Raw genomic sequence first — 24,392 nt, 5'->3', positions numbered from 1 at the left:
TGATTCCCTCGCTTCCTGAGTGTTGCAAAGGTCAGGAAGCAACAGGAACGGTCAGGAAGTGGCGGGTCACGCTCGCCCGGGAACGGCCACCACGTGACGCGCGTGGACTCGCCCACGACGTACGAAGGCCCTCCCGACGCCGGTCGGGAGGGCCTTCGCCCTGGGGGGAGGGAGCCGTCAGCGGATGCGGACGGCGGGGGAGGTGGCGCGGGTGGCCGGGCGGTGCGGTGTCGTGGCGCGGACCCGGACGCTGATCCGCTTGCCGCGGTCGGCTGTGCGTAGGACGTAGCGCGTGCCGGTGGCGCCCTTGATCACCTTGCCGTTGCGCAGCCACTGGTAGGTCAGGCGCTGGGCCTTGCCCGACAGCCGCGGTGCGCGAACGGCGAGGCGCTTGCCGACCCGCGGGGTGCCGGTGACGGCGGGGCGACGCAGCACCTTCCAGGCCTTGCCGGTGACCACGGCGGTCCGGGTCGCCCCGCCCGGCTCGCCGGTGAGGGTCGCCGGAGTCCAGGCGGTGGTGCGGCCCGGCGCCTGGAAGCCGACCCGGACGCTGACCCGCCGGCCGACCATCGCCGACGTCAGCGCCAGCGTCGGGACCGAGGTGGTGACCACCCGTGAGCCGACGGTCCACTCGTAGGTGGTCGAGGTCGGCGTCGGGCTCACCTCCGGCGGCGTCACTCGCAGCGTGCGGCCCTCGGTCGCGGTCCCGCTCAGCCGCCCCACGCCGCTGACCGTGAACTCGCCCTCGACTGCCCAGCCGACGTAGAGGTTGCCCCACGTCAGGTCCTCGTGCCCGCTGCGGTGCCCGGTCACCTGGACGCCGACCTGGTGGCCCAGGTCCGCAGCGGTCACCTCGTACGACGTGCCGGTGGCGACGATCTCCGCGCCCCGGACCCACCGGTAGGTCAGCGACTCCGCGGCCGGCTCGAACTCCGCACCCGAGACGTGCAGGATGTCCCCGACACGGGGTGCGCCCGTGTGCCCGGTGACCTCGGGGGGCCGCGTGACGCGCAGCTCCGGCTCGACGACGGTGTAGCTCAGGCTGCGGGTGCTCGTCCGGCCGACGTTGTCGGTCGCGGTGAGGGTGATCGTGTGCTGCCCGAGCGTGCTGGTGTCGACGCCGGCGCCCGAGGTGCGGGGCGGTGTCGTCGCGCAGCTCGCGATGCCGGTGCGCAGGTCCTCGCAGCTGTGGAACAGCGCGTGCAGCGAGCCGCGAACCAGCCGGGCGCCGTTCGCGACGCCCAGCAGCTGCGTCGTCGGGTCCGTCGCGTCGACCCGCACGGTGTGGGTCTTCGTCGCGTCGTTGCCCTCCCCGTCGATCGCGGTGACGGTGATCGTGGTGACGCCGTCGGCCCAGACCGACACCTTGCCCGAGGACACGGGGAACGAACCGCCGCCCGACTGGGCGCCGTCGAGGGTGTAGGAGACGAACTCGACCCCGCTGATGTCGGTGGCGCGGACCGAGAGCTCGACGGCGCCGCCGTGCCAGTCCTGCCAGACCGGGTCCGGGGCGGTGATCGCGATCGCGGGCCCGATGGTGTCCCTCGGGACCTCGGGGTCGGTACCGGGCTGGGCGAGGGCGGGCGCGGTGGCCGTGACCAGCACGGCGGCCGACACCATGGCGCCGGTCCGGGCGATGCGGCGCCTCATCGGCCGACCTCCATCGTGATCGGGCTGCGACCCACGGCGAGCCAGATGCCGGCGACGATGAGACCGACCACGATCAGGGCGGGAAGCCCGGGCACGCCGGTGACGAAGACCGCCAGCAGCAGCGCACTGGCGAAGACGGCCGACAGCGCTCCGAGACCCCGCGAGACCAGGCGCTCGTGGAACGCCATCCACGCCAGACCGTACGCCGAGGCCAGCAACGGCACGAAGGCGATGTAGGGGCTGAAGTCGGTCATCACGAAGTAGTTGTAGAGCCCCTCGGTGTCGTAGGTGTCCTCCTCCGGTCCGCCGGGCAGGTAGTCGCCCAACGCGCCGCGCCAGCCGTACGTGAGGGTCACCAGGGCGGCGGTGGCCAGCACGCCGTAGGACACGGCCGTCGCCCCGCCCGACCCGGGGAACCGGCGCTCGACGCGGTGCCGCCACATCACCGCAGCTGCGACGAGCAGGAGCGCGACGACGTAGCCGATCGCGCCGGAGAGCCGGTACGGCAGATGGTCGATCTCGAGCACGTGCTCCGCGGTCACGGGGTAGTCGAAGTCGCTGCTGTTGTCAGGCCGTCCCTCCAGCAGGAGGGCGACCAGGCCGAGCAGCCCACAGAGCGTGATCATCAGGGGCCACGCCGTGAAGCGCGAAGGCGCGGGGCCGGGCGGAGCGCCCGCTGGCGTGGTCAGGGGGGTCGTCTCGTTCATGCTGCCGAGCGTGCGCGACCCGACGGCCCGGGGGACAGGTCAGCAGCGCCCGACTTCCCGGGCACCCCGCCCGGGCTACCGCCCCGCGTCGTCGGGCTCGTCGCCACCCAGACCGGCCTGGCGGGCCCGGACGATGAGCTGGCCGCGGTCGGGGACGTCGAGCTTGGCCAGCACGCCGTACACGTAGTTGCGCACGGTCTTGGTGCTCAGCACCAGCCGCCGTGCGATGGTCGCGTTGTCGTAGCCGCGGGCGACCAGGTCGACCACCTCGCGCTCCCGGTCGGTGAGCTCGGGAAAGGGCACCGTGCCGCGGGTGCGGGCCCCGGACAGGTAGAGCGCGCCGCGCTGCGCCAGCTGCGGCCCGAGCAGGAAGTCGCCGTTGGCGACCGAGCGGACGGCGCGGGCGACCTCGTCCGGCGAGGCGCCCTTGAGCAGGAAGCCCCGTGCCCCCGCGCGGATCGAGGCGAAGAGCGAGTCGTCGTCGCCGAGCATGGTGATCACCAGGACCCCCAGGGTGGGGTCCCGGCGACACAGCTCTCGGGTCGTCTCGACGCCGGAGTCGCCGGCGAGGTCGAGGTCCATGAGCACGACGTCGGGAGCGTGCTCGGCGACGACCGCCAGCGCCTCGTCACCGTCGGCGGCCTCCCCGACCACCTCCACGTCCGGCAGCGAGCGCAGCAGCGCACTCATGCCGATCCGGAAGACCGGGTGGTCGTCGACGACCACCACCCGGATCGTGTCGCTCGCGCCCGGCGCGCCGCCGGACACAGTCCCGACCGGATTTCCGGCGGTGCCCTCGGACGTGCTCACGGCAGCACCATGACCACGGTGGTCCCCCTTCCCTCGGTGGCGGTGACCTCGACGGACCCGCCCAGCTCGCCGGCCCGCTCCCGCATGGACGCCATGCCCACGCCTGGCGCGGCCTCGGCGCTGATGCCGCGCCCGTCGTCGCAGACCTCCAGACGCACCCCGCCGCCGTCGGGCAGCTCCACGCGGACCAGGCAGTGTCGCGCGCCCGCGTGCCGCGCCGCGTTCCGGACGGCCTCGGCGGCGACCTGGTAGACCACGACCTGGTGGATCCCGTCGAGCCGGTCGGCGTGCGGCGCGTCCACGGAGACCGAGAAGCGGCCCATCGAGTAGCGGTCGGCCAGCAAGGCCAGTGCCTCGCCGAGCCGCCCGTCGTCGAGCACCGGCGGCAGCAGCACCCGCGCCATCTGGCGCACGTCGTCGGCCCGCCGGCTGAGCTCCTCGACGAGGCGGCGCAGCAGGACGGCGTCGTCCGCGCTGAGCGAGGACGTGGCCGGTACGGCGGCGAGGGCGAGCGCGGTGCCGGACAGGGCCGGGCCGAGGCCGTCGTGGAGCTCGCGGCGCAGCAGGCGCCGCTCCTCGTGGCGCACCTCGACGACCCGTGCCCGCGCGGCCTCCAGCGCCCGGTTGGTCTCGTCGAGCTCCGCGGCGACGGCGACGAGGCCGGAGATCTGGCGCAGCAGCCGCACCGAGCGCGGGTCGAGGCGCTCGCCGCGGGGTGCGACCGCGACCAGCTCGCCGATCGTGCGGCCGTTGCTGCTGAGCGGGAGCCGGATGGCGCGCTCGTCCTGGTCCTCCTCCTCGCGGCCGTCGGCGGTCAGCAGCGTGTCGTGGAGGGTGACCTCGACCCGGCTCAGGCGCAGGGCGCGGCGCAGTGCGGCGATCATCCCGTCGAGCTGCGGCTGGTCTTCGTCGGCCGCGCTCAGGGCCTGGGCCACCCGCTCCAGCAGCACCGACGGGTCCGCCCCCGAGCCGAAGACGAGCCGCTCGACCTGGCGCTGCAGCCAGTCGCGCAGCGGCAGGACGGCGAGGGCGAGGCCGGCGACGACGACCACGCCGCGCGACTGCTCGCCCCATGGCGCGACCATGCTCAGCGCCCACACCAGCACGACGTAGCTCGCGACCAGGATCGCCGTGAGCAGGCCGCCCACCAGGGTGCGGGAGATCGCGAGGTCGAGCTGCCACGACGGCTGTCGGCGCAGCAGCAGGAACACCACCGCCGGCAGGGTCAGGGCCGCGACGAACATGGCGGCGGTGCCGATCACGAACCACCGCCCGTCGAGGCTGACGCCGATCTCGAAGGCCATGTAGCCCACGGCGACCGCCAGCACCGAGGCCACGAACCACAGCAGCTCCCGCCGCTGCTGGACCGGCGCTCGCCGCAGCCGCCACGCCAGGTGCGCCGCGACCAGCAGGGCGAGCAGGAAGTACACCGGGATCAGGGCGTCGTCGGCGCGGCGGGCCAGGTCCGAGATCCGGCCGCCGCCGGTCAGCGGGTGCGGCGGGGCGCCGGGGACCTGGAGCAGCATCCGCACGACGGCCGCGACCGCCACGACGGCGGCCCCGCCGATCGCGCCGCCGCGCAGCCAGCCGGTCGGCGCCCGGGGGGTCAGCAGCCACGGCAGGACCAGCACGGTGAGCAGCGCCGAGGTGGTCCAGCCGGCCAGCACCACCGGCGGCGCCCACGCCAGGCCCGGCAGGTCGGGGTGCTCCCCGCCGAGGACCGTCCAGGCGATGCTGGCCGCCGTGACGCCGTACCCCCACCCGACGACGAGGAAGACCCAGCCGGCGAGGTGGCGCCGCCGGGCGACCATCAGTGCGCCGACCGTGCCGTAGACCGCGCTCATCACCAGGTCGAACGGCGCCAGCTCGCGCCGGACCTCGTACGACGGGCCGGACGCCTCGGCGGTGAGCAGCAGGCTCGCCAGCGTCGCGAGGCCCAGCGCGACCAGCACGGCGCCGAGGGCCGCGCCGGCGCGCTCAGGGAGCCCGCGCACCGGGGCGGGGCCACTGGTCGTCGCTGGCACGAGCGCCATCATCGCCGGTCCGGGCCGGTGAGGTGACCGGTTCGGCCGAGTCGACCACCCCACCCGCGGCTCACCCGGTGCTCAAGGCCAGGGCCAGCACGAAGCCGCCGGGGCGCGGCGTGACCTGGATGAAGAGGTCGCCGTCGCTGGCGCTCACGACCGGCCGGCCGACGCCGTCCTGCTCCCGGACCGGCGAGAGGTCGGCGAGTGCCGCCTCGTAGCCGGCGAGCACCTCCTCCTCGCTGGCCGAGGTCGCGTACGACGCCGACTCCTGCGTCCCGTCGAACGTCTCGTCGGTCAGGCACAGGGTCGCCGGGACCGGTGGGTCGGGGAACCCGTCGGGCAGCAGGGCGATGTCGTCCAGGTCGGCGGGGCCGAACGCGAGCGGGAACGGTTCGCGGCACTCCTCCGGCACGTCTCCGGCGTCCGGGGCGCCGTCGGCGCCGTCGGCGCCGTCGGCGTCGTCGCCGGGCCCGCCGGGACCGCCGGGACCGCCCGGGGTGTCGTCGCCCGCGTTGCCGGGGACGCCGCGGGCACCGGGTGGCTCGCCGCCGTCGTCGCACCCGGTGACCAATGTCGTGCCAGCCACCGCCAGCAGGGCCCAGGCCACGGCGACGGCGCGGGACCGCCTCCGTCCGGCCCTCACCGGACCGCCCCGGTGACGGGCGTGGACGTGGTCGGTGCGGTGCCGGTGGTCGGTCGAGGAAGCTGCATGCCCCCGACCCTCACGACCCCGCCGACCCGGATTCCAGTGCCCCGCGGCCCGACTTCCCGGGCACCTGCCTGTGGACGACGCCGCGGTAGTCCCGGGTCAAAAGCACCCTGGACCGGCGTGTCGCGGTGCTTTGACCCGGGACTATCGCAGCTGTCTCCACAGGCTGTCCCACGAGCGGGGTGGTGGATGCGGGGGAGCAGGCGGGCGGCTGACACAATCGGAGGATGAGCGCGAGCACCCCGCTGAGCACCGACGTCCTCGTCGTCGGCGCCGGTCCGGCCGGATCGGCGGCGGCGGCGTGGGCGGCCCGCTCGGGTGCCGACGTGGTGCTCGCGGACGCCGCCGTCTTCCCCCGCGACAAGACCTGCGGCGACGGGCTCACCCCGCGCGCGATCGGCGAGCTGGAGCGCCTCGGCCTGCGCGACTGGGTCCGCTCCCACACCGTCAACCAGGGCCTGCGCGCCCACGGCTTCGGTCAGACGCTGCACCTGCCCTGGCCCGGCGGCCACCTGCCCGACTGGGGCAGCGCCGTGGCCCGCACCGAGCTCGACGACCACCTCCGCACGACCGCGCTGGACTCCGGCGCCGTCGGCCTCGAGGGCGCTCGCGCCGTCGACGTGCGCATGGACGGCGACCGGGTCGCCGCCGTGGTGTTCAAGGACGGCCGCGAGGTCGCCTGCCGCCGCCTCGTCGTCGCCGACGGGGTCCGCTCGCCGCTGGGCAAGGTGCTCGGCCGGGAGTGGCACCGCGACACCGTGTACGGCGTCGCCGGGCGCTGCTACGTGAAGTCGTCGCGCGCGGACGACCCGTGGATCAGCTCCCACCTCGAGCTGCGCGGCGAGCAGGACGAGATCCTCTCCGGCTACGGCTGGATCTTCCCCCTCGGCGCCGGTGCCGGTGAGGTCAACCTCGGTGCCGGCACGCTCGCGACCGCCAAGCGACCCGCGGACGTCGCGATCAAGCCGCTGATGGCGCTGTACGCCGACCGGCTCCGTGAGGAGTTCGGCCTCGGCGAGGAGCTGCGCATGCCGACCTCGGCGCTCCTGCCGATGGGCGGCGCGGTGTCCAACGTCGCCGGCCGCAACTGGGCGCTGATCGGCGACGCGGCCGCCTGCGTCAACCCGCTCAACGGCGAGGGCATCGACTACGGCCTCGAGACCGGGCGACTGGTCGCCGAGCTGCTGGCCGAGACCCCCGACGTCGACCTCGCCACGGTCTGGCCGGCGCTGCTGCGCGAGCACTACGGCGAGTCGTTCTCCATCGCCCGTCGCCTCGCCGGCCTCGTCACCGTCCCGCGCCTGCTGCCCACGCTGGGTCCGCTCGGCATGCGCTCGGACCTGCTCATGACCCTCGCGCTGCGCTGGATGGGCAACCTCGTCACCGACGAGGACCGCGACCGCGCGGCGCGCGTGTGGCGCTGGGCCGGCAAGCGCTCCCTCGCCAGGGACGCCCGCCCGCCCTTCTCCTGACCGCCACCGGGCACGCCCTAGGGTGGACCGAGACGGACAGGAGGCGGCGATGGCGCAGCGGGTGCAGCGACTGGCGGCGTACGCCGTCATCGTCCGGGGCGACCAGATCCTGCTCTCGCGGCTCTCGGAGAAGGTCACCCGCAAGGAGCTGTGGTCGCTCCCCGGCGGCGGTGTCGACCACGGTGAGGACCCCGCCGACGCGGTGGTGCGGGAGGTCTACGAGGAGACCGGCCTCGACGTGACCGTCGAGCCGACCGCCCACGTGTTCTCGATGCACGTCGCCGACGCGTGGCGCCGGGGCCGTCGCGTCGACGCGCACTCGGTGCGGATCGTCTTCGAGGGCTGGGTGCCCGCCGACGCGCCCGAGCCCCACGTCACCGAGGTCGACGGCAGCACCGCCGAGGCCGCCTGGAAGCCGCTCGCCGAGGTGCTCGACGGCACCGTGCCGACGGTCGGCCTCGTGGGCGAGGCGCTGGCGTCGTACCAGGTCCGTCGCCGGCAGCGCGCCGCCGCCTACGCCTACGTGGTGCGCGACGGCGCCATCCTGCTCACCCGCACCTCCGACCTCGCCCCCGACCCCGGGACCTGGCACCTGCCCGGGGGTGGCATCGACCACGGCGAGTCCCCGACGGACACGATCCGCCGCGAGCTGTGGGAGGAGTGCGGCCTCGAGGGGGAGGCGACCGGCCTGCTGACGGTCCTCGACCACCACTTCACCGGCACCGCCCCCAACGGCCGCGCCGAGGACTTCCACGCCATCGGCATCATCTACCGCGCACGCGTCGGCGAGGGCGAGCCCCGCGTCGTCGAGGAGGGCGGTACGACGGACCACGTCGCCTGGGTCCCGCTCGCCGACGTCGCCGCGGGCCGGCTCAAGGTCTACGGCTCGGTCCGCGCGGCGATCGAGGTGGCCGGCGATAACGTGAAGGTGTGACCACTTCTCGGCAGGAGACCGTCTTCACCTACGCCGCGCCGGCGCTCAAGTTCGGGCGCGGCGCATCCCGCGAGATCGGGTACGACGTCAGCGCCTGGGGCGCGCGCCGGGTGCTGCTGGTGACCGACCCCGGGGTCGCGCTCGTCGGTCACGCGGACGACGTCGCGGGCGCGCTGCGCTCGAGCGGGCTGGAGGTCGTCGTCTTCGACCGGGCCCGGGTCGAGCCGACGGACGTGTCGCTGGAGGAGGCGGTCGCGTTCGCGCGCTCCGAGGGACCGTTCGACGCGGTGGTCGCGGTCGGCGGCGGGTCGTCGATCGACACCGCGAAGGCGGTCGCGCTGCTGGTGACCAACCCCGGCGAGCTGATGGACTACGTCAATGCCCCAGTCGGCAAGGCCCGGGCGCCCGAGCAGCCCGTGCTCCCGCTGGTCGCGGTGCCGACCACGACCGGCACCGGCAGCGAGTCGACCACGATCTGCGTGATGGACGTGCTGTCGCTGAAGGTGAAGACCGGCATCAGCCACGCCGCGCTCCGCCCGCGCCTCGCGGTGGTCGACCCGGCGCTGTCGGCGACCCAGCCTGCCGCCGTCACCGCCGCCGCGGGCATGGACATCCTGTGCCACGCGCTGGAGAGCTACACCGCGCGCTGGTACGGCGACTACGAGGCGAAGTCGCCCGAGCAGCGGGTGCCCTACTGCGGCTCCAACCCGATCGCCGACCTGTGGTCCGAGCGCGCCCTCGGCCTGCTCTCCGGCGCCTTCCGGGCCGCGGTCCACCGCAAGCCCGACGACGCGCTCGGCGCGGTGGTGTCCGAGCAGATGGCGCTCGCCGCGACCTTCGCCGGCCTGGGCTTCGGCAACGCCGGCGTGCACATCCCGCACGCCAACGCCTACCCGATCGCCGGGCGCGTGCGGGACTTCGTGCCGCCCGACTACCCGCAGGACGAGCCGATGGTGCCGCACGGGATGGCGGTGTCGCTGACCGCACCGGAGGCGTTCCGCTTCACCTTCGACGCCGCGCCCCAGCGCCACCTGCGCGCCGCCCAGCTCCTCGACCCGACGGTCTCCGGCAACGGTCCGGACGTGCTGCCGGGCGTGGTCGCCAGGCTGATGCAGGACATCGGGATCCCGAACGGCCTCGCCGCCGTGGGCTACGACGAGGGCGACGTCGACGACCTCGTCGACGGTGCGCTCAAGCAGCAGCGCCTGCTGGACACCGCCCCCAAGCGGGTGAGCGCCGACGACCTCGCCGGCATCGTCGGCGCCTCCCTCTCGCTGTGGTGAGCCGATGCGGACGCGGACCGGGCGGACCGTAGGATCGGTGCGTGAACCCGCGCCACCGTCGACTCGTCATCCCGGCTGCGCTGGTGCTCCTGCTGCTCATCGTCGTCGTGGCCGCCGTCGTGCAGTGAGCCCGCGATGAGCAGCCGCACGGAGACGCTCGAGCAGGGCCTGGCGCGGGTGCGCGAGGACCTGCTCGCCGACGACCGCCTGGTCCGTGCGGTCGCGTCCGGCAAGCGCCGCACCGCCGCTCCCGGGTGGCGCCGCGTCGAGCTGCGCTGGGTCGACCTCAAGGCGGGCCGGCACCTCCAGGTCGTGCGGTACGACGCCACCCAGGCCCACACCTCGAACCACCTGCTCGGCGACGCGGCCGGGGCCGAGGTCGACCGCCTGCTCGCCGAGCCCTTCGGCAACTGGACCGTCGAGACGACCGACCGGCAGCTGTCGCTGCGGGTCACCAAGAAGGGTGACGCCCAGGTGCACGCCGCGAAGCGGCAGGCCGACGCCGAGGCGGAGCCGACCCGCGACCACGACCGCGCCAAGGAGCGGATGCTGCCCGAGGGCGACCCGTTGTTCGCGGCCCTCGGCCTCGCCGACGCGAAGGGCCGCATCAAGCCCAGCCGGATGGCGAAGTACCGCCAGGTCGAGGACTTCCTGCGCATCCTGGACCGGTCCATCGCCGACGCCCGGGCCCGCGGCCACCTGCGCCGCCCCACGCCCGAGGAGCCGCTGCGGGTCGTCGACCTCGGGTGCGGCAACGGCTACCTCACCTTCGCCGCGCACCGCTTCCTCAGCGAGCGCCGCGGCCTGCCCGTGCGGCTCACCGGCGTCGACGTCAAGGAGCAGTCCCGCGACCACAATGCCGCGGTGGCCGCCGGCCTGGGCATCGACGCCAGCTTCGTCGCCGGCACGATCGGCGACGCCGAGCTGCCCGAGCCGCCGGACGTCGTGCTGGCCCTGCACGCCTGCGACACCGCCACGGACGACGCGCTCGCCCGCGCCGTGGGCTGGGACGCCACGCTGGTGCTGGCCGCGCCCTGCTGCCACCACGACATCGCGGCCCAGCTGCGCAAGGCGGACTCGCCGGCGCCGTACACCTCGCTGGTGCGCGACGGGATCCTGCGCGAGCGGTTCGCCGACACCCTCACCGACGCGCTGCGGGCCCAGCTGCTGCGCAGCCGCGGCTACCGCGTCGACGTGATGGAGTTCGTGGACAGCAAGCACACCCCGCGCAACACCCTGCTGCGGGCGGTGCGCACGGGCGGCGCCCAGCCGCTCGACGAGTACGACGACCTGGTGGCGACGTGGGGGATCCGACCGCGGCTCGGGGAGCTCCTCGACCTGCCGGCCGCAGGGGCGTGAGCCGCGTGGTCGAGAAGGTCCTGCTCGCCCTGCTGCCCGTGCCCTTCGGCGTCGCGCTGCTCGCGCCCGGCGTCGCCCAGGAGCCGGTCGACTCCGAGGTCGTGTTCGCGTTCGCCGACCCCGAGGTCGTCGAGTCCAGCGGCCTGGTGCTGCAGGACGGCCTCGCGGTCACCGTCAACGACTCCGGCGACAGCAACCGCGTCTTCACCATCGACCCGGCGACCGGCGAGACCGTCGGGGTCACCCGGTGGCAGGGCGAGGCCACCGACATCGAGGCGCTCGCCCCCGCCGGCGACGGGCACGTGTGGGTCGGCGACATCGGCGACAACCTGGCCGCCCGGCGCACCGTCACGGTGACGAAGGTGCCGGTCGGGCGCGGCGATCGCGAGGTGCGGGCGCCGTCGTACCGGCTGAGCTACGACGGCGGACCCCGCGACGCCGAGACGCTGCTCACCGAGCCCGGCACCGGCCGCCTCTACGTGGTCTCCAAGGGCGTCTTCGGTCGCGTGTACGCCGCGCCCGAGGAGCTGTCCGAGGACCGGGTCAACGAGCTGGAGCCGGTCGACGAGGTGCTCGGCATCGCCACCGACGGAGCCTTCTTCCCCGACGGGCGGCACGTCATCATCCGCAACTACACCCAGGCCGCCGTCTACACCTGGCCCGCGCTGGACCGGGTCGCGCTGCTCGACCTGCCCTCCCAGCAGCAGGGCGAGGGCCTGGCGGTCACCGCGGACGGCGAGGTGCTGCTCAGCTCGGAGGGCCAGGCCGCCGAGGTCCTGCGGGTCGAGCTTCCCGCCGACGTCCGGGCCGCCGTCGACGGCTCGGCGACCGGTGCGCCGGCGGACGCCGCCACCGACGGCGACAGCCGTGCTGACGGCGAGGACGGCGAGGACGGCGAGTCCGTACCGGTGCGGGCCGAGGAGCGCGACTGGTGGCCGTGGGCCCTCGGCGGGGTCGCCGGCGCGGTCATCGTCGTCGTGCTGCTGCGCGCGCTGCGCCCCCGCTGACAGCGGGCCGCGGCCCGTCACTCCTCGGTGACGAACCCCTTCTCGACCAGCCACTCCCAGGCCACGTCGACGGCCTCCTCGCCGTCGACGTCGACCCGTGCGTTGAGCTCGATGAGCTCCTCGTCGGTGAGCTCCTCGGAGACCGGCGCGAACAGGTCGGCGATCTGGGGGTAGTCGTCGAGGACCTCCTCGCGGACCACGAGGGAGACGTTGTACTTCGGGAAGTACTGCTTGTCGTCCTCGAGCACAACGAGGTCGAGCGCCTTGATCCGGCCGTCGGTGGTGAACACCTCGCCGAAGTTGCACTTGCCGGCGTCGGTGGCGCTGTAGATCGCACCGGTCTGGAAGGTCTTCAGGTTCCCGTCCGGCACGCCGTTGGGCCGGCCCTGCGGGACGCCGTAGGTCTTCAGCATCCCGGGCAGGCCGTCGGGGCGGTTCGTGAACTCCGACTCGACACAGAAGGTGCGCTCCTCGACCGGCACCGTGGGCAGCTCCGAGAGCTTGCTGATGCCGAGCTTCTTCTTCGTCGCCTGGGTCATCGCGAAGCCGTAGGTGTTGTTCATCGGTGCCGGCGGCAGCCAGACCAGCTGGTTCTCGTCGAGGTCGCGCTTGCGGACGGCCTCGTACTGCTCCTGCTCGTCCGGGATCGGCTTCTCCTCGCCGAGGTAGGCGATCCACCCGGTGCCGGTGTACTCCCACATCGCGTCGATCTGGCCCTGCAGGTGGGCCTCCCGCGCGGACGCGGAGCCGGGGATGTTGGTGAGGTCGGTGACGTCGGCGCCGGCCGAGGCGAGCAGGCTGATCGCCATCTTGCCGAGGATGATGTTCTCGCTGAAGTTCTTGGAGCCGACACCGATGTGCAGCCCCTCCAGCGACTCGACGTCCTCGACCGGCCCGGAGAGCGAGCCGGACAGGATCCGTCCGCCCGCGGTGCCCAGGCCGCAGCCGGTGAGCGTCGCCACCAGGCACAGCGCCACCAGTGCGGCACCGGCGGTGTTCCGCAGCATGCGCATGTCAGATGCCCCTCGGTCGGGTCAGCAGCTCCAGCACCCGTCCCAGCCACTCGAAGACGAGCGCGAGCAGTGCGACGAGCAGGGCGCCGGAGATCATCAGGGAGTACTTGAACAGGGTGATGCCGGTGATGATCATCTCGCCGAGCCCGCCGGCGTTGATGAAGCACGCGAGCGAGGCGGTGCCGACGACCAGCACCAGCGACGTACGGACGCCGGCCATGATCACCGGCAGCGCGAGCTGCAGCTCGATGCGGAACAGCGTCCCGAAGGTCGTCATGCCGACCCCGCGTCCGGCCTCGACGAGGGTCGGGTCGACCCCCTCGATGCCGGTGATCGTGTTGCGCAGCACCGGCAGGATGCCGTAGAGGCTCAGCGCGATCACCGCGATCCAGAAGCCGCTGAGCCAGTCGTTGAGCCACAGGAACAGCAGCACGATGAGGCCGACCGACGGCGCGGCCTGGCCGGCGTTCGCGATGCCGACGACCACCGGCGCCGCGGCGCGGAAGGCACGGCGGGTGAGCACGATGCCGAGCGGGACGGCGATGCCGACGACGATCAGCGAGGTCACTACGGTGAGCTGGACGTGCTCGACGAGCAGCGAGCGGATCTCCGACCAGCGCAGCTGGTTGGCCTCGATGACGTCCAGGTCGGTGGTCTGGCGCCACCAGACCCAGGCGCCGAAGACCAGCAGCACGACGACGGGCGGCAGGACCAGCATCAGCAGGGCCTCGCGGGTCAGCCGGCCGCGGGGCGCGGACTCGGTCGCGGGCGCGGTGGGCGTGACGGTCGTGGGCTCAGCCACCGGCCTGCTCCTCCATCGCGCGGATCTGCTCGGTGACCGCGGCGAAGTCGACCACGCCGAGGTACTGGCCGCGGCGCCCGGTGACGATCGCGGCGCCGTGGCTGCTCGACAGCATCGTGTCGAGCGCGTCGTTGAGCGTGGACCGCTCGTCGACGTCGTTGACCTCGTGGTCGGGGACGATGATCGTCTCCCCGCGCAGCTGCCGCAGCCACGGCCAACCGCGTGGCCGGCCGCGGTCGTCGAGGACGACGACGGCGGTGTCGCCGTTCGCCTCGGCCCTCTTGCGCGCCTCCGCGGTCGACTCGCCGACGCGTGCGGTGGTGGGCTGGCGGAGCTCGACGTCGGAGACCCGGGCCAGGCTGAGCGCCTTCAGCGACGAGCCGGCGCCGACGAAGTCGGCGACGAAGTCGTTGGCCGGCGCGCTGAGGATGGTCTCCGGGGTGTCGTACTGCGCGATCCTCGCGCCCTCCTGGAGGATCAGGATCCGGTCGCCGAGCTTGATCGCCTCGTCGATGTCGTGCGTGACGCAGACGATCGTCTTGCGCAGCTCGCGCTGGATGCTGAGCAGCTCGTCCTGCAGCCGCTGCCGGGTGATCGGGTCGACCGCACCGAAGGGTTCGTCCATCAAGATCACCGGCGGGTCGGCCGCGAGGCCGCGGGCCACGCCGACGCGCTGCTGCTGGCCGCCGGAGAGCTCGCGCGGGTAGCGGTGGCGGTAGCGCGCCGGCTCGAGGCCGACCAGGTCGAGCAGGTCGGTGACCCGCTCCTCGATGCGGTCGGCGTCCCAGCCGAGCAGCCTCGGCACGATGGCGATGTTCTTCTCCACCGTCATGTGCGGGAACAGGCTGCCGCCCTGGATGACGTAGCCGATGTGGCGACGCAGCTCGTTCTCGTCCTGCTGGCGGATGTCCTTGCCGTCGATGGTGATCGTGCCGGACGTCGGCTCGATCAGCCGGTTGATCATCTTCAGCGAGGTCGTCTTGCCGCAGCCGGACGGCCCGATGAACATCACGATCTCGCCGGCGGGGATGGTGAGGGACAGGCCCTCGACCGCGGCCGTCTTCTGGCCGGGGTACTTCTTGACGACGTCGGTCAGCACCAGCTCCGCACCGCTGATCTCGCGGGAGGTGTCGTCGTTGTGGGCGGTGTCGTCGGGTGCACCCTCGGTGGTGGTCATGCGCGGATTCCCTTCGAGATCGTCAGGCGGCCCAGGAGCAGGAGCAGTGCGTCGGCGACGAGCGCGATCAGCACGATGCCGAACGTGCCGACGACGGCGTTGTTGACGGAGTTCGCCCCGCCGTCGGTGGCGAGCCCGGTGAAGATGTACTTGCCGAGGCCGGGGCCGATGACGTACGCCGCGATCGCCGCGACGCCCATCGACATCTGGGTGGAGACCCGGACCCCGGCGAGGATCACCGGCCAGGCGAGCGGCAGCCGGATGCGCGTCAGCGTCCGCAGCTCCGACATCCCCATGCCGCGTGCGGACTCCAGAAGCGTGGCATCGACCTGCGCGAAGCCGACCACGGCGTTGCGCAGGATCGGCATCACGGCGTAGAAGGTCACCGCCACGACGGCGGTGGTCGTGCCCAGCCCCGAGAGCGGGATCAGCAGGCCGATCAGCGCCAGGGACGGCAGGGTGAGGCCGATCGCGGACACCGCGTTGGCCACCGGCTCGAGCCGCGGGGCGCGGGTGATGAGGGCAGCGGCGACGACGGCGATCACCGTCGCGAGGAGCACGCACTGGAGCACGAGGCTCGTGTGCTGGTAGGCGTCGAAGGCCAGACTGGCGCGTCTTTCACTGATGAACTCCCACACGGGGAGGGCACCTCCTGGTGGGCCGCCGGGAACGTCCCGTCACGTTCCCCACGAACAGCCGACGGATGTCACGACCCGACAAGACCTAACCACAAACGCGTGTGCGACCGCTACGGTGCGCATGGTCACGCACGGGCGGACGGCTGGAACCAGCCGCACTGGATACCTGTCCTGCGTGGTCCGTCTCCGTCGCAGCTCACCCGACCAGCCGGGCTGGATCCGGCGCCGTGCCGGGCGTGGCTTCGTGCACCTCGACCAGTCCGGCGCGCGCCTCGATCCGGAGGACGTCGAGCGGTGCAAGGCGCTGGTGATCCCGCCGGCGTGGACCGACGTCTGGATCTGCCCGTTCCCCAACGGGCACCTGCAGGCTGTCGGCACCGACGACGCCGGCCGCCGCCAGTACATCTACCACCCGGACTGGGTGACCCGGCGCAGCGACGAGAAGCACCGCCGGGTGGTGAAGCTCGGCCGCCGCCTGCCGCGCATCCGCGAGGAGGTGCTCGCCGACCTCGGCGAGGACGACCTCGGGCAGAAGGCGACCTGCGCCCTCGCCGTACGGCTCATCGACCTGGGCTGCTTCCGCATCGGCAACGACATCTACGCCGAGGAGTACGGCTCGGTCGGGCTCACCACGCTCGAGCGGCAGCACGTGCGTCGCCGGAAGGAGAAGCTGGTCTTCGAGTTCACCGGCAAGTCCGGCGTCGAGCACCACGTGGAGATCGACGACCAGGTCGCGGTCGAGGCGCTCGACAAGCGGCGCCGGCGTCGCCGCAAGGACACGCGGCTGCTGGACGTCACCGGCACCGACGTGAACGAGTACCTCCGCAACGTCAGCGGGCTCGACGTGTCGGCGAAGGACTTCCGCACCTGGCACGGCACCGTGCTCGCCGCGGCCGCCCTCGCCGAGGCGCCCCCGGCGTCGGAGTCGTCGAAGACCGCACGGAAGCGGGCGATCGCCTCGGCCATGCGGGAGGTGTCGGAGTTCCTCGGCAACACGCCGGCCCTGGCCCGCAGCGCGTACGTCGACCCGCGGGTGGTCGACGCCTACGAGGCGGACCGGACCATCCGGGCGGCCGTGCGTCGTACCTCCGGCGAGGACGTGGACCCCGATGCCCGCCGGGCCGCGCTGGAGCGGGCGACGCTGCGCCTTGTCGGAGGTCGCTGACAGGATCGGCCGCGTGGATGAGGACTTCGCGTTCACCGCGGACCTGTGGCGCTGGGAGGCGCGCGACCAGGCGGGCAGCAGCTGGTTCTTCGTCAGCCTGCCGTTCGAGGTGTCCGACGCGATCGACGACGTCGCGCCGCGCAAGGGTTTCGGCAGCGTCCGCGTCGAGGTGACCATCGGTGCGAGCACGTGGCGCACGTCGGTCTTCCCCAGCGCCGAGCAGAAGACGTTCGTGCTGCCGGTGAAGAAGTCGGTGCGCACCGCGGAGGGCCTGGTCGAGGGCGGACCGTGCCGGGTGCGGCTCCGCACGGTCGAGTGAAGGGGACAGGCATGGAGATCGAGGTCGTCGAGGGCGACATCACCCAGCAGCGCGTCGATGCGGTCGTGAACGCAGCGAACTCCCGCATGCGTGGCGGTGGCGGCGTCGACGGTGCCATCCACCAGGCGGGCGGCCCGGCGGTGCTCGAGGACTGCGTACGACGCTTCCCGGACGGGCTCGCCACCGGCGACGCCGGCTGGACCACCGCCGGCGACATGCCCGCCCGGTGGGTGATCCACGTCGTCGGCCCGAACTACCGCATCGGGCAGACCGACCGCCGTCTGCTGACCTCCTGCTACCGCCGTGCCCTCGAGGTCGCCGACGAGCTCGGCGCCCGCAGCCTCGCCTTCCCGCTCGTCAGCGCCGGCATCTACGGCTGGCCGAAGGAGGACGCGGTCGACGCCGCCCTCGAGACCCTGCGCGGCACCCCCACGCAGGTCGAGCTCGCCCGCATCGTCGCGTTCGGCCGGTCGTCGTACGAGCTCGTCGCGGGGCGCCTCTGAACGCCTCCGGCGGGTGATCGGGACTTCGTCCCGATTTCGTCGTCCGATCGTCACCTCCCCTGCGGACCCGCGTTGGTCCGGTCACCGACGCAGGCGAGGAGAAGAGGAGACGACCATGCCGATCGAGCTGACCACCGCGGTGCTGCTGACCGGGTTCGCGCTCCTGTGCGGGGCCTTCGTCCTCCGCACGCCCGTCGTCGTGGACCCGATGCCGGAGATGGGGCCGGACATCGAGGAGTGGCGCTCTGCCGCCCTCCACCACTTCCACGAGGCCAAGGACCTCCGGCGCTCCGTCGCCGAGGCCCTCTCCACGCCGGGCGCCGTGACCGGGGAGGCCCGACGCGACCTGATGGTCGCGCTCGGAGCCCCTCGGGTGGACGTGATGGCCTGAGGGTCGTGCGGGGGCTGGCGGGGCGGGGTTTCACCGCCTAGGTGGTGAAACTACGGGACTGGGCACACGAAACTCGCCGATCCGGCCCGGATTTCCTGCGCCAGGCAGGGGTTTCACCACCCAGGTGGTGAAACCCCCACCCACCGAGGCTCAGCCCAGCCGCTCCACCACGTAGTCGATCGACCGCGTCAGCGCCTCGACGTCGGCGGGGTCGACCGCGGGGTACATCGCGATCCGGAGCTGGTTGCGGCCGAGCTTGCGATAGGGCTCGGTGTCGACGATCCCGTTGGCGCGCAGCACCTTCGCGACCTGGGCGGCGTCGATGGCGTCGTCGAAGTCGACGGTGCCGATGACGAGCGAGCGGTGGCTGGGGTCGGCGACGTACGGCGTCGTGTACGACGTCCGCTCGGCCCATCCGTAGAGCGCGTCGGAGGAGGCGGTGGTCCGCTCGACCATGCCCTTGAGGCCGCCCTGGCTGTTCATCCAGTCGAGCTGCTCGGCCATCAGGAAGAGGGTGGCGACCGACGGGGTGTTGTAGGTCTGGTTCTTCCGGCTGTTGTCGATCGCGGTGTGCAGGTCGAAGAAGGGCGGGACGTAGCGGTCCGAGGCGGCGATCCGCTCGGCGCGCTCGAGCGCCCGCGGGCTGAAGATGCCGAACCACAGGCCGCCGTCGGAGGCGAAGCACTTCTGCGGCGCGAAGTAGTAGACGTCGGTCTCGGCGAGGTCGACGGGCAGGCCGCCGGCGCCCGAGGTGGCGTCGATGAGCACGAGCGCGTCGTCGGCGGTGCCCGCGGGGCGCACGACCGGGGCCATCACGGCGGTCGAGGTCTCGTTGTGCGCCCAGCCGTAGACGTCGACGCCCTCCTCGGCGACGGCCTCGGGGCGCGAGCCGGGCTCGGCCGTGATGACGGACGGCTCGTCGAGCCAGGGGGCGGCCTTGACCGACGCGGCGAACTTGCTGGAGAACTCGCCGAACGACAGGTGCTGCGACTTCTTCTCGATCAGGCCGAAGGCCGCGATGTCCCAGAAGGCCGTGGCGCCGCCGTTGCCGAGGACGACCTCGTAGCCCTCGGGCAGCGTGAACAGGTCGGCGAGGCCCTGCAGCACGCGACCGACCGTGTCCTTGACCGGCGCCTGGCGGTGCGAGGTCCCCATCAGCGAGTCGCCCGTCGCGGCCAGCGCGTCGAGGTGGCTGGTCTGGATCTTCGACGGCCCCGCCCCGAAGCGGCCGTCGGCGGGCTTGAGGTCGGCGGGGATCTGGATGTCGGTCACGTGGTCAACCTTCTCATCGGTGCGAGCAGAGTGAGGCTGACGACGTTGTCAGGGGTGAAACCAGTGTGACAGGCAGGTGACGCCGGTGCTAAACCGGTTTCGCCATGCAAGCCTCGCTCGAGCTCCGTCCGGTCGGCTACCTCCACGCCGACGCCACCCTGCTGGTCGACCGCGTCCAGCAGGAGTACGCCGAGCGCTACGGCTCGCCCGACGAGGCGCCGATCGACCCGACCGTCTTCGACCCGCCGGAGGGCCTCTTCCTCGTCGGGTACGACGGCGCGACCCCGGTCGCCACCGGCGCCTGGCGCCGCTCCCCGGTCCGCGAGCTCGGCGCCACGTCCGCGGTCGAGGTGAAGCGGATGTACGTCGTGCCGGAGGCCCGCAACCGCGGCCTGGCGCGCAGGGTGCTGCGCGAGCTGGAGGCGACGGCTGCCGCTGCCGGCCACGACCTCGCCGTCCTCGAGACCGGCCTCAAGCAGCCGGAGGCGATCAGCCTCTACCTCAGTGAGGGCTACGTCGAGGTCCCCGACTTCGGCTACTACGCCGGCCACGAGCTGTCGCGCTGCTTCGGCAAGCGGATCTGAGAGGTTCGACTCGCCGGTCTGAGCGGCCCCGAGATGGCCGCTCAGCTCCGGTCCTGCCATTTCCCGCCGCGAGGGCTCTCAAACATCTGCACCGGTAAAGCCTTGGTGCGGCCCGCGCGGCCAGTGCGGTCGGTGGGTCAGGAGACGTCGCGCCGGCGGACCAGGGCGGCGCTCAGCACGAGCGCCACGACGACGTACGCGACCAGGGTGAGGGCGGCCCGGGTGGCCGGGACGGTGTCGAGCACACCGGGCGTGCCGTCGCCCTCACCGGCCCCGACGAGGGCGCCGACCAGGGACCCGGCGGCGGTGCCGGGCAGCACCTCGGTGAGCGCCTCGACCCAGCCGAGCAGCTGTCCGACGCCGCGCAGCAGGTTCTCGACCACCAGCGCCCAGACCAGGCCGAGCCCCACGGAGAGCGCGGGGCCGCGGGCGAGGGTGCCGAGGGCGAAGCCGACCAGCGCCCACGTCTCCAGCACGAGGAAGCCGACGCCGAGCGACTCGACGACCGCGCCGGTCGAGGGCAGCACGACGTCGTGGCCCTCGCTGGCGGTGATGACCAGGGAGACGCCGAGGTCGAAGGCGAGGGTGACCAGCAGGGTCGCTACGACGAACGCGCTCAGCGCGAGGGCGGAGCCGACCACGGCGGGACCACGGCGTACCCCCTGGGAGAACACCGTCTTCCAGGTGCCCCAGCCGTAGCCACTGCCGGCGACCAGTGCGCCGAGCACCATCATCAGCGCGCCGCCGAACATCGGCATGCCCTGCAGGAAGACGTCGGGCACCGCGGTGGGCAGCAGCTCGGCGAGCTGCTGCTCCCGCGTGGTGCCCTCGTCCGCGAACCCCGGGTCGCCGGTCGTGTACGACAGGTAGGTGAACAGGTAGCCGAACATCAGGCTCAGCGCGAGCCAGGCGCCGAGCGTGATCCACACGGCCGGCCAGGCGCGCAGCCGGAGCAGCTCGGCGCGGGTGCTGCGGACGGTCGCGGTCACGGCGCCCGTGCGGGCGCTCGGTGCGGTGGGTCGCGTGGCGGCGGTGGTGCTCATGCCGGCACCTCCTCGGTGGTGTGGTGGCTGGACGGGTCGGTCGGGCTGGTCACGTGGTGGGTGGTCATCTCGAAGAAGACGTCCTCGAGGCTGCGCTCGACGGCGGTGACCTCGTGCACGTCGACGCCGGCGGCGACGAGGTCGCGCACGACCCGGGGCGCCCGCTCGGGACGGAGGGCCAGCTGCAGCGCCCCGTCCGGGGTGCGGGCGACGCCGTCGTCGCCGGCGAGCCGCATCGCGACCGCCAGCGCCTCGTCCTCCGGGGCGGCCCGCACGCGCAGGGACACGCCGCCGCGCAGCTCGGCCACGCTGCCCTCGTGCAGGAGCCGGCCCTCGTGGATGATCGCCACGCGGTCGCAGATCTCCTGCACCTCCGCCAGCAGGTGGCTGGACAGCAGCACGGTCTGGCCGCCGCGCGCGAGGTCGACGACGAGGGCGCGCATGTCCGCCATCCCGGCGGGGTCGAGGCCGTTGGTCGGCTCGTCGAGGACGACGAGCTCGGGGTCGCCGAGCAGCGCGGCCGCGACGCCGAGGCGCTGCTTCATGCCGAGGGAGTAGCCCTTGAACCGGTCGTCGGCGCGCGAGGCGAGGTCGACCCGCTCGAGCACGCGCTCCACCTCGGCGTCGTCGAAGCCGCGGTGCCGGGCGAGGGTGCGCAGGTTCGCGCGCCCGGACAGGTAGGGGAAGAAGCCCGGCCCCTCGATCAGCGCGCCCACCGGGGAGGTGGCGTACGCCGAACCCGAGGTGGGCCGGACCAGGCCGAGCAGCATGCGCAGGGTCGTCGTCTTGCCGGCCCCGTTCGGTCCGAGGAAGCCGTAGACCTCCCCGCGCCGCACGGTCATGGTGACGCGGTCGACGGCGACCCGGTCGCCGTAGACCCTGGTGAGGTTGTCGGTGGAGGCCACCGTGGGTGCCATGTCGTCCATGGCTCCCACCCTGCGGGCCGACGCCGTCCGGCGCGTCCGCCGGCAGGAGGCGCCGACGTACGCAAGCCTGCGTAGGGCGGAGGCTCTCCTCGTCGTACGACGTCGGCCGTCGACTCGCCTACGTTCGGTGCATGGACACGAACACGTGGCTCGCACGGCGCTGGTGGCTGGTCCCGGTCGCGGTGGTCATCATCGGCGGCTCGGCCGGCACCAACCTCGGTCCGGGCGGGGTGGTCGACCCCGGCGTGGCCGCGCGGTTCCTCGCCGTCGTGCTCGCCGCGGCGGCGGCGCTGTCGCTGCTCGCCCTGGACCGCTGGCCGACGGGCCTGCTCGCGACCGGCGCGCTGTCCGGCGGCTACTTCGCCGTCGGGGGCGAGAACGGGCCGATCTTCTTCGCGCTCATCGTCGGCGCCTTCGTGCTCGCGACCGGTCGGCCGGTGCGCGGGTGGCTGCCCGTGCTGGGTGCGGCAGCGGTGCTGCTGTGGGCCGGCCTGCTCGTGCGCGGGCTGCGGTGGGACGACGTCGTCGTCGGCACCTGGCAGGGCATCGGGGTGGGTGCCCTGGTCGCTGCCGCGACCGCCATCGGGACCTCCTTGCGCCACGGCCGCAGCGCACGGGTGGACCGCACGACGCGGGCGGCGGCCGAGGAGCGGCTGCGGATGGCGCAGGACCTGCACGACGGCGTCGGACACGGGCTGGCGGTGATCGCCATGCAGGCCGGGGTCGCCCTGCACGTGCTGGACCGTGACCCGGCCAAGGCGCGGGAGAGCCTCGAGGCGATCCGGACGACGAGCCGTGAGGCCCTCGACGCGCTGCGCACCGAGCTCGCGACGATGGCCGGGGAGCCTGCTCCGCGGCGTCCCGCCCCCGGCGCGGAGGCGATCCCGGCGCTGGTGGATCGCGTCCGCGCCGCCGGGCTGCGCGTCGAGGTGCTCGGCGACCCGGGCGTCCTCGACCCGGCGGTCGGCGAGACGGCGTACGCGCTCCTCCAGGAGGCGCTGACGAACGTGCTGCGCCACGCGTTCGCCAGCACCGCGCTGGTCACCTGGGAACGCGGCGCCGAGACCGTGGCGCTGCGCGTCTCCGACGACGGCCGGGGCGGTGCGGTGCAGGATGAGGGCATGGGCATCAGCGGGATGCGCGCCCGGGTGGCCGCGGTCGGTGGCAGCTTCCGCGCCGGGCCGGCGACCGGCGGGGGCTTCGAGGTCGCGGCGGTGCTGCCCGCATGACGGCGGCCGGTGCGCCGGTCCGGGTGGCGCTGGTCGACGACCAGCCACTGGTGCGGATGGGCCTGGCCACCCTCGTCGACGCGGAGCCCGACCTCGAGCTGGTGGGGGAGGCCGGCGACGGGCGTGAGGGCCTGGCGTTGCTGCGTCGTACCCGCCCCGACGTCGTGCTCTGCGACGTCCGGATGCCGGTGATGGACGGGCTGGCGCTGCTGGGCGAGGTCGCCGCCGACCCGACGCTCGCGGACGTGCGGGTGGTCGTGCTGACCACCTTCGAGCTCGACGAGTACGTCTTCGAGGCGCTGCGCAACGGCGCCAGCGGCTTCCTGCTCAAGGACGCCGAGCCGACCGCGCTGCTGGACGCGGTGCGGGTCGTCGCCGAGGGCGGTTCCCTGCTCGCGCCGTCGGTCACCCGCCGGGTGATCGACCACTTCGGTGCCAGCCGCGCCGAGCGGCCGCACCCGCGCCTGGGCGACCTCACCGAGCGCGAGCGCGAGGTGCTCGGCTGGGTGGCGACCGGCATGTCCAACGCCGAGATCGCCGACGCGCTGGTCGTCAGCCCGGACACCGTGCGCACCCACGTGAGCCGGGCGATGGTCAAGCTGCAGGCGCGGGACCGGGCGCAGCTGGTCGTGTTCGCGATCGAGTCCGGCCTGCGACGTCCGCCGGGACGCTGAGCCCCGGCAGGTTGTCCCCGGCCGGTACGACGGGCCCGAGCTCGCGGCGCACCGGCACGTGCCCGCCCCAGACCCCCGCGGCGACGTCCTCCGGCTCGTCGACCGGCCCGCCGGCGCGGGCCTTCATCGACGCCTCGTGCAGCGGCACCGCCAGCACCGCGGTGGCGGCCAGCTCCTTGCGCGTGCTCGGTCGCAGGGTCGCCGACCGGCCCGGGATCATGTGGTCGACGAGGAGGTCGAGCGCGTGCTGCCGCTCCGCCGGGTCGTCGACGAGCCGGGGCCGGCCGATGACGACCGCGGACCGGTAGTTCATCGAGTGGTGGAAGGCCGAGCGGCCGGCGACCAGCCCGTCGAGCTCGGTCACCGTGACGCACACCGTCGCGCCCACGGACCCGCACAACCAGCGGGCGGCGACCGATCCGTGCACGTAGAGGCTGCCACCCTCGTCCGGCCCGTCGGGGTCGACCGCGTAGGCCGTGGGCAGCACGACCGGGTGGTCCCCGACGGTGACGCCCAGGTGGGCGACCAGGCCGTCGGCGAGCAGGTCCAGCAGCGCGGCACGATCGGTGACCGCGCGGTTGCGGCCGCGGGTCACCCGGGCGCGGGCGGTCGGCTCGAGCGGCGGCAGGGACTGGTGGGACGGCGGTGCGGTCGGGGGCGTGGTCATGGCACCATGGTGCGCGCCAAGTGGCCTGTTG

Annotated in this window: 25 protein-coding genes; 12 read left to right on the top strand and 13 right to left on the bottom strand. The window is 73.5% G+C overall.

Translation table 11 applies throughout. The features are described from left to right. Nucleotides 1-177: 177 nt before the first annotated feature. The 5 genes from NOCJ54_RS0106200 to NOCJ54_RS29800 all read right to left on the bottom strand — a co-directional run bounded on the left by NOCJ54_RS0106200 (nt 178) and on the right by NOCJ54_RS29800 (nt 5,837). Nucleotides 178-1,650, bottom strand: coding sequence for a hypothetical protein (locus tag NOCJ54_RS0106200; protein WP_028654808.1), 1,473 nt, complete (start codon nt 1,648-1,650; stop codon nt 178-180). After that, the gene (locus NOCJ54_RS0106195) at nt 1,647-2,357 is read right to left on the bottom strand and encodes a hypothetical protein (RefSeq protein ID WP_028654807.1); all 711 of its coding nucleotides are present in this window, start codon (nt 2,355-2,357) and stop codon (nt 1,647-1,649) included. Before NOCJ54_RS0106195 ends, NOCJ54_RS0106200 begins: the two co-directional genes overlap by 4 nt. Before the next feature lie 75 nt (nt 2,358-2,432). Beyond that, nucleotides 2,433-3,167, bottom strand: a complete 735-nt coding sequence (locus NOCJ54_RS0106190; RefSeq protein WP_232221694.1) for a response regulator transcription factor — start codon at nt 3,165-3,167, stop codon at nt 2,433-2,435. After that, complete coding sequence (locus NOCJ54_RS0106185; protein ID WP_157514804.1) at nt 3,164-5,191, bottom strand: sensor histidine kinase; 2,028 nt, start codon at nt 5,189-5,191, stop codon at nt 3,164-3,166. Before NOCJ54_RS0106185 ends, NOCJ54_RS0106190 begins: the two co-directional genes overlap by 4 nt. A gap of 70 nt (nt 5,192-5,261) precedes the next feature. Next, the gene (locus NOCJ54_RS29800; protein WP_198020130.1) at nt 5,262-5,837 is read right to left on the bottom strand and encodes a hypothetical protein; all 576 of its coding nucleotides are present in this window, start codon (nt 5,835-5,837) and stop codon (nt 5,262-5,264) included. A gap of 293 nt (nt 5,838-6,130) precedes the next feature. On the opposite strand from NOCJ54_RS29800, the gene NOCJ54_RS0106175 reads away from it, so the two are divergent. From NOCJ54_RS0106175 to NOCJ54_RS24150, 5 genes are all read left to right on the top strand, one after another. Next, the gene (locus NOCJ54_RS0106175) at nt 6,131-7,375 is read left to right on the top strand and encodes a geranylgeranyl reductase family protein (RefSeq protein ID WP_028654803.1); all 1,245 of its coding nucleotides are present in this window, start codon (nt 6,131-6,133) and stop codon (nt 7,373-7,375) included. Nucleotides 7,376-7,424: 49 nt separating this feature from the next. Continuing rightward, nucleotides 7,425-8,309: an NUDIX hydrolase gene (locus NOCJ54_RS0106170; protein ID WP_028654802.1), complete on the top strand. Its 885-nt coding sequence runs from the start codon at nt 7,425-7,427 to the stop codon at nt 8,307-8,309. Next, the gene (locus tag NOCJ54_RS0106165) at nt 8,306-9,592 is read left to right on the top strand and encodes a hydroxyacid-oxoacid transhydrogenase (RefSeq protein WP_028654801.1); all 1,287 of its coding nucleotides are present in this window, start codon (nt 8,306-8,308) and stop codon (nt 9,590-9,592) included. Before NOCJ54_RS0106170 ends, NOCJ54_RS0106165 begins: the two co-directional genes overlap by 4 nt. A gap of 135 nt (nt 9,593-9,727) precedes the next feature. Next, nucleotides 9,728-10,951 (top strand): class I SAM-dependent methyltransferase, encoded by a 1,224-nt coding sequence (locus NOCJ54_RS0106155; protein ID WP_028654800.1) that lies wholly within the window; start codon nt 9,728-9,730, stop codon nt 10,949-10,951. After that, nucleotides 10,948-11,958: a hypothetical protein gene (locus NOCJ54_RS24150; protein WP_051485528.1), complete on the top strand. Its 1,011-nt coding sequence runs from the start codon at nt 10,948-10,950 to the stop codon at nt 11,956-11,958. Before NOCJ54_RS0106155 ends, NOCJ54_RS24150 begins: the two co-directional genes overlap by 4 nt. A 17-nt stretch (nt 11,959-11,975) precedes the next feature. Here the strand turns inward: NOCJ54_RS24150 and NOCJ54_RS0106145 are convergent, their stop codons facing one another. Genes NOCJ54_RS0106145 through NOCJ54_RS0106130 form a run of 4 tightly spaced genes read right to left on the bottom strand, consistent with a single transcriptional unit; the run spans nt 11,976 to nt 15,588 of the window. Beyond that, entirely contained in the window at nt 11,976-12,971 is a 996-nt protein-coding gene (locus tag NOCJ54_RS0106145) for a glycine betaine ABC transporter substrate-binding protein (RefSeq protein WP_028654799.1), read from the bottom strand. Between the two features lies 1 nt (nt 12,972). Continuing rightward, on the bottom strand, nt 12,973-13,773 hold the full coding sequence (locus NOCJ54_RS0106140; RefSeq protein ID WP_232221693.1) for an ABC transporter permease: 801 nt from the start codon (nt 13,771-13,773) through the stop codon (nt 12,973-12,975). Continuing rightward, nucleotides 13,766-14,950, bottom strand: a complete 1,185-nt coding sequence (locus NOCJ54_RS0106135) for an ABC transporter ATP-binding protein (RefSeq protein ID WP_051485527.1) — start codon at nt 14,948-14,950, stop codon at nt 13,766-13,768. Before NOCJ54_RS0106135 ends, NOCJ54_RS0106140 begins: the two co-directional genes overlap by 8 nt. Continuing rightward, nucleotides 14,947-15,588, bottom strand: a complete 642-nt coding sequence (locus NOCJ54_RS0106130) for an ABC transporter permease (protein WP_028654796.1) — start codon at nt 15,586-15,588, stop codon at nt 14,947-14,949. The genes NOCJ54_RS0106135 and NOCJ54_RS0106130 overlap by 4 nt, the downstream gene beginning before the upstream one ends. Nucleotides 15,589-15,763: 175 nt before the next feature. Here NOCJ54_RS0106130 and NOCJ54_RS0106125 point away from each other — a divergent pair, with 175 nt between their 5' ends. The 4 genes from NOCJ54_RS0106125 to NOCJ54_RS0106110 all read left to right on the top strand — a co-directional run bounded on the left by NOCJ54_RS0106125 (nt 15,764) and on the right by NOCJ54_RS0106110 (nt 17,966). Then, nucleotides 15,764-16,753, top strand: a complete 990-nt coding sequence (locus tag NOCJ54_RS0106125) for a DNA topoisomerase IB (protein ID WP_028654795.1) — start codon at nt 15,764-15,766, stop codon at nt 16,751-16,753. Between the two features lie 13 nt (nt 16,754-16,766). Continuing rightward, nucleotides 16,767-17,072, top strand: coding sequence for a DUF1905 domain-containing protein (locus NOCJ54_RS0106120; protein ID WP_036517059.1), 306 nt, complete (start codon nt 16,767-16,769; stop codon nt 17,070-17,072). An 11-nt stretch (nt 17,073-17,083) separates the two neighbouring features. Then, nucleotides 17,084-17,575 carry an O-acetyl-ADP-ribose deacetylase gene (locus tag NOCJ54_RS0106115; protein ID WP_028654793.1) on the top strand — a complete coding sequence of 164 codons (492 nt, stop codon included), beginning with the start codon at nt 17,084-17,086 and terminating at the stop codon, nt 17,573-17,575. A 115-nt stretch (nt 17,576-17,690) separates the two neighbouring features. Further along, nucleotides 17,691-17,966 carry a hypothetical protein gene (locus NOCJ54_RS0106110; protein WP_028654792.1) on the top strand — a complete coding sequence of 92 codons (276 nt, stop codon included), beginning with the start codon at nt 17,691-17,693 and terminating at the stop codon, nt 17,964-17,966. Between the two features lie 150 nt (nt 17,967-18,116). Here NOCJ54_RS0106110 and serC read toward each other — a convergent pair whose 3' ends face one another. Continuing rightward, complete coding sequence (gene serC, locus NOCJ54_RS0106105; protein ID WP_028654791.1) at nt 18,117-19,238, bottom strand: phosphoserine transaminase; 1,122 nt, start codon at nt 19,236-19,238, stop codon at nt 18,117-18,119. Between the two features lie 104 nt (nt 19,239-19,342). Between serC and NOCJ54_RS0106100 the strand changes: the two genes are divergently transcribed. After that, a complete protein-coding gene (locus NOCJ54_RS0106100) occupies nt 19,343-19,822 on the top strand; it encodes a GNAT family N-acetyltransferase (protein ID WP_028654790.1) in 480 nt (159 codons plus the stop codon). 137 nt (nt 19,823-19,959) lie between these two features. On the opposite strand, the gene NOCJ54_RS0106095 is transcribed toward NOCJ54_RS0106100, so the two are convergent. Both NOCJ54_RS0106095 and NOCJ54_RS24145 read right to left on the bottom strand, forming a co-directional pair. After that, complete coding sequence (locus NOCJ54_RS0106095; RefSeq protein WP_157514803.1) at nt 19,960-20,865, bottom strand: ABC transporter permease; 906 nt, start codon at nt 20,863-20,865, stop codon at nt 19,960-19,962. After that, nucleotides 20,862-21,791, bottom strand: a complete 930-nt coding sequence (locus NOCJ54_RS24145; protein ID WP_232221692.1) for an ATP-binding cassette domain-containing protein — start codon at nt 21,789-21,791, stop codon at nt 20,862-20,864. Before NOCJ54_RS24145 ends, NOCJ54_RS0106095 begins: the two co-directional genes overlap by 4 nt. A 131-nt stretch (nt 21,792-21,922) precedes the next feature. Here NOCJ54_RS24145 and NOCJ54_RS24140 point away from each other — a divergent pair, with 131 nt between their 5' ends. After that, on the top strand, nt 21,923-23,020 hold the full coding sequence (locus NOCJ54_RS24140) for a sensor histidine kinase (RefSeq protein WP_051485526.1): 1,098 nt from the start codon (nt 21,923-21,925) through the stop codon (nt 23,018-23,020). Next, nucleotides 23,017-23,694 (top strand): response regulator, encoded by a 678-nt coding sequence (locus tag NOCJ54_RS0106080; protein WP_028654788.1) that lies wholly within the window; start codon nt 23,017-23,019, stop codon nt 23,692-23,694. Before NOCJ54_RS24140 ends, NOCJ54_RS0106080 begins: the two co-directional genes overlap by 4 nt. Here NOCJ54_RS0106080 and NOCJ54_RS24135 read toward each other — a convergent pair. Beyond that, a complete protein-coding gene (locus NOCJ54_RS24135) occupies nt 23,615-24,361 on the bottom strand; it encodes a pyridoxamine 5'-phosphate oxidase family protein (RefSeq protein ID WP_051485525.1) in 747 nt (248 codons plus the stop codon). The two genes, NOCJ54_RS0106080 and NOCJ54_RS24135, sit on opposite strands and share 80 nt — an antisense overlap. Nucleotides 24,362-24,392: the final 31 nt, after the last annotated feature.

This window comes from Nocardioides sp. J54 (genome assembly GCF_000519005.1).
Taxonomy (GTDB): domain Bacteria; phylum Actinomycetota; class Actinomycetes; order Propionibacteriales; family Nocardioidaceae; genus Nocardioides.
Note: the sequence above shows the minus strand (reverse complement) of the source record. Positions and strands in the feature narration are given on the sequence as shown.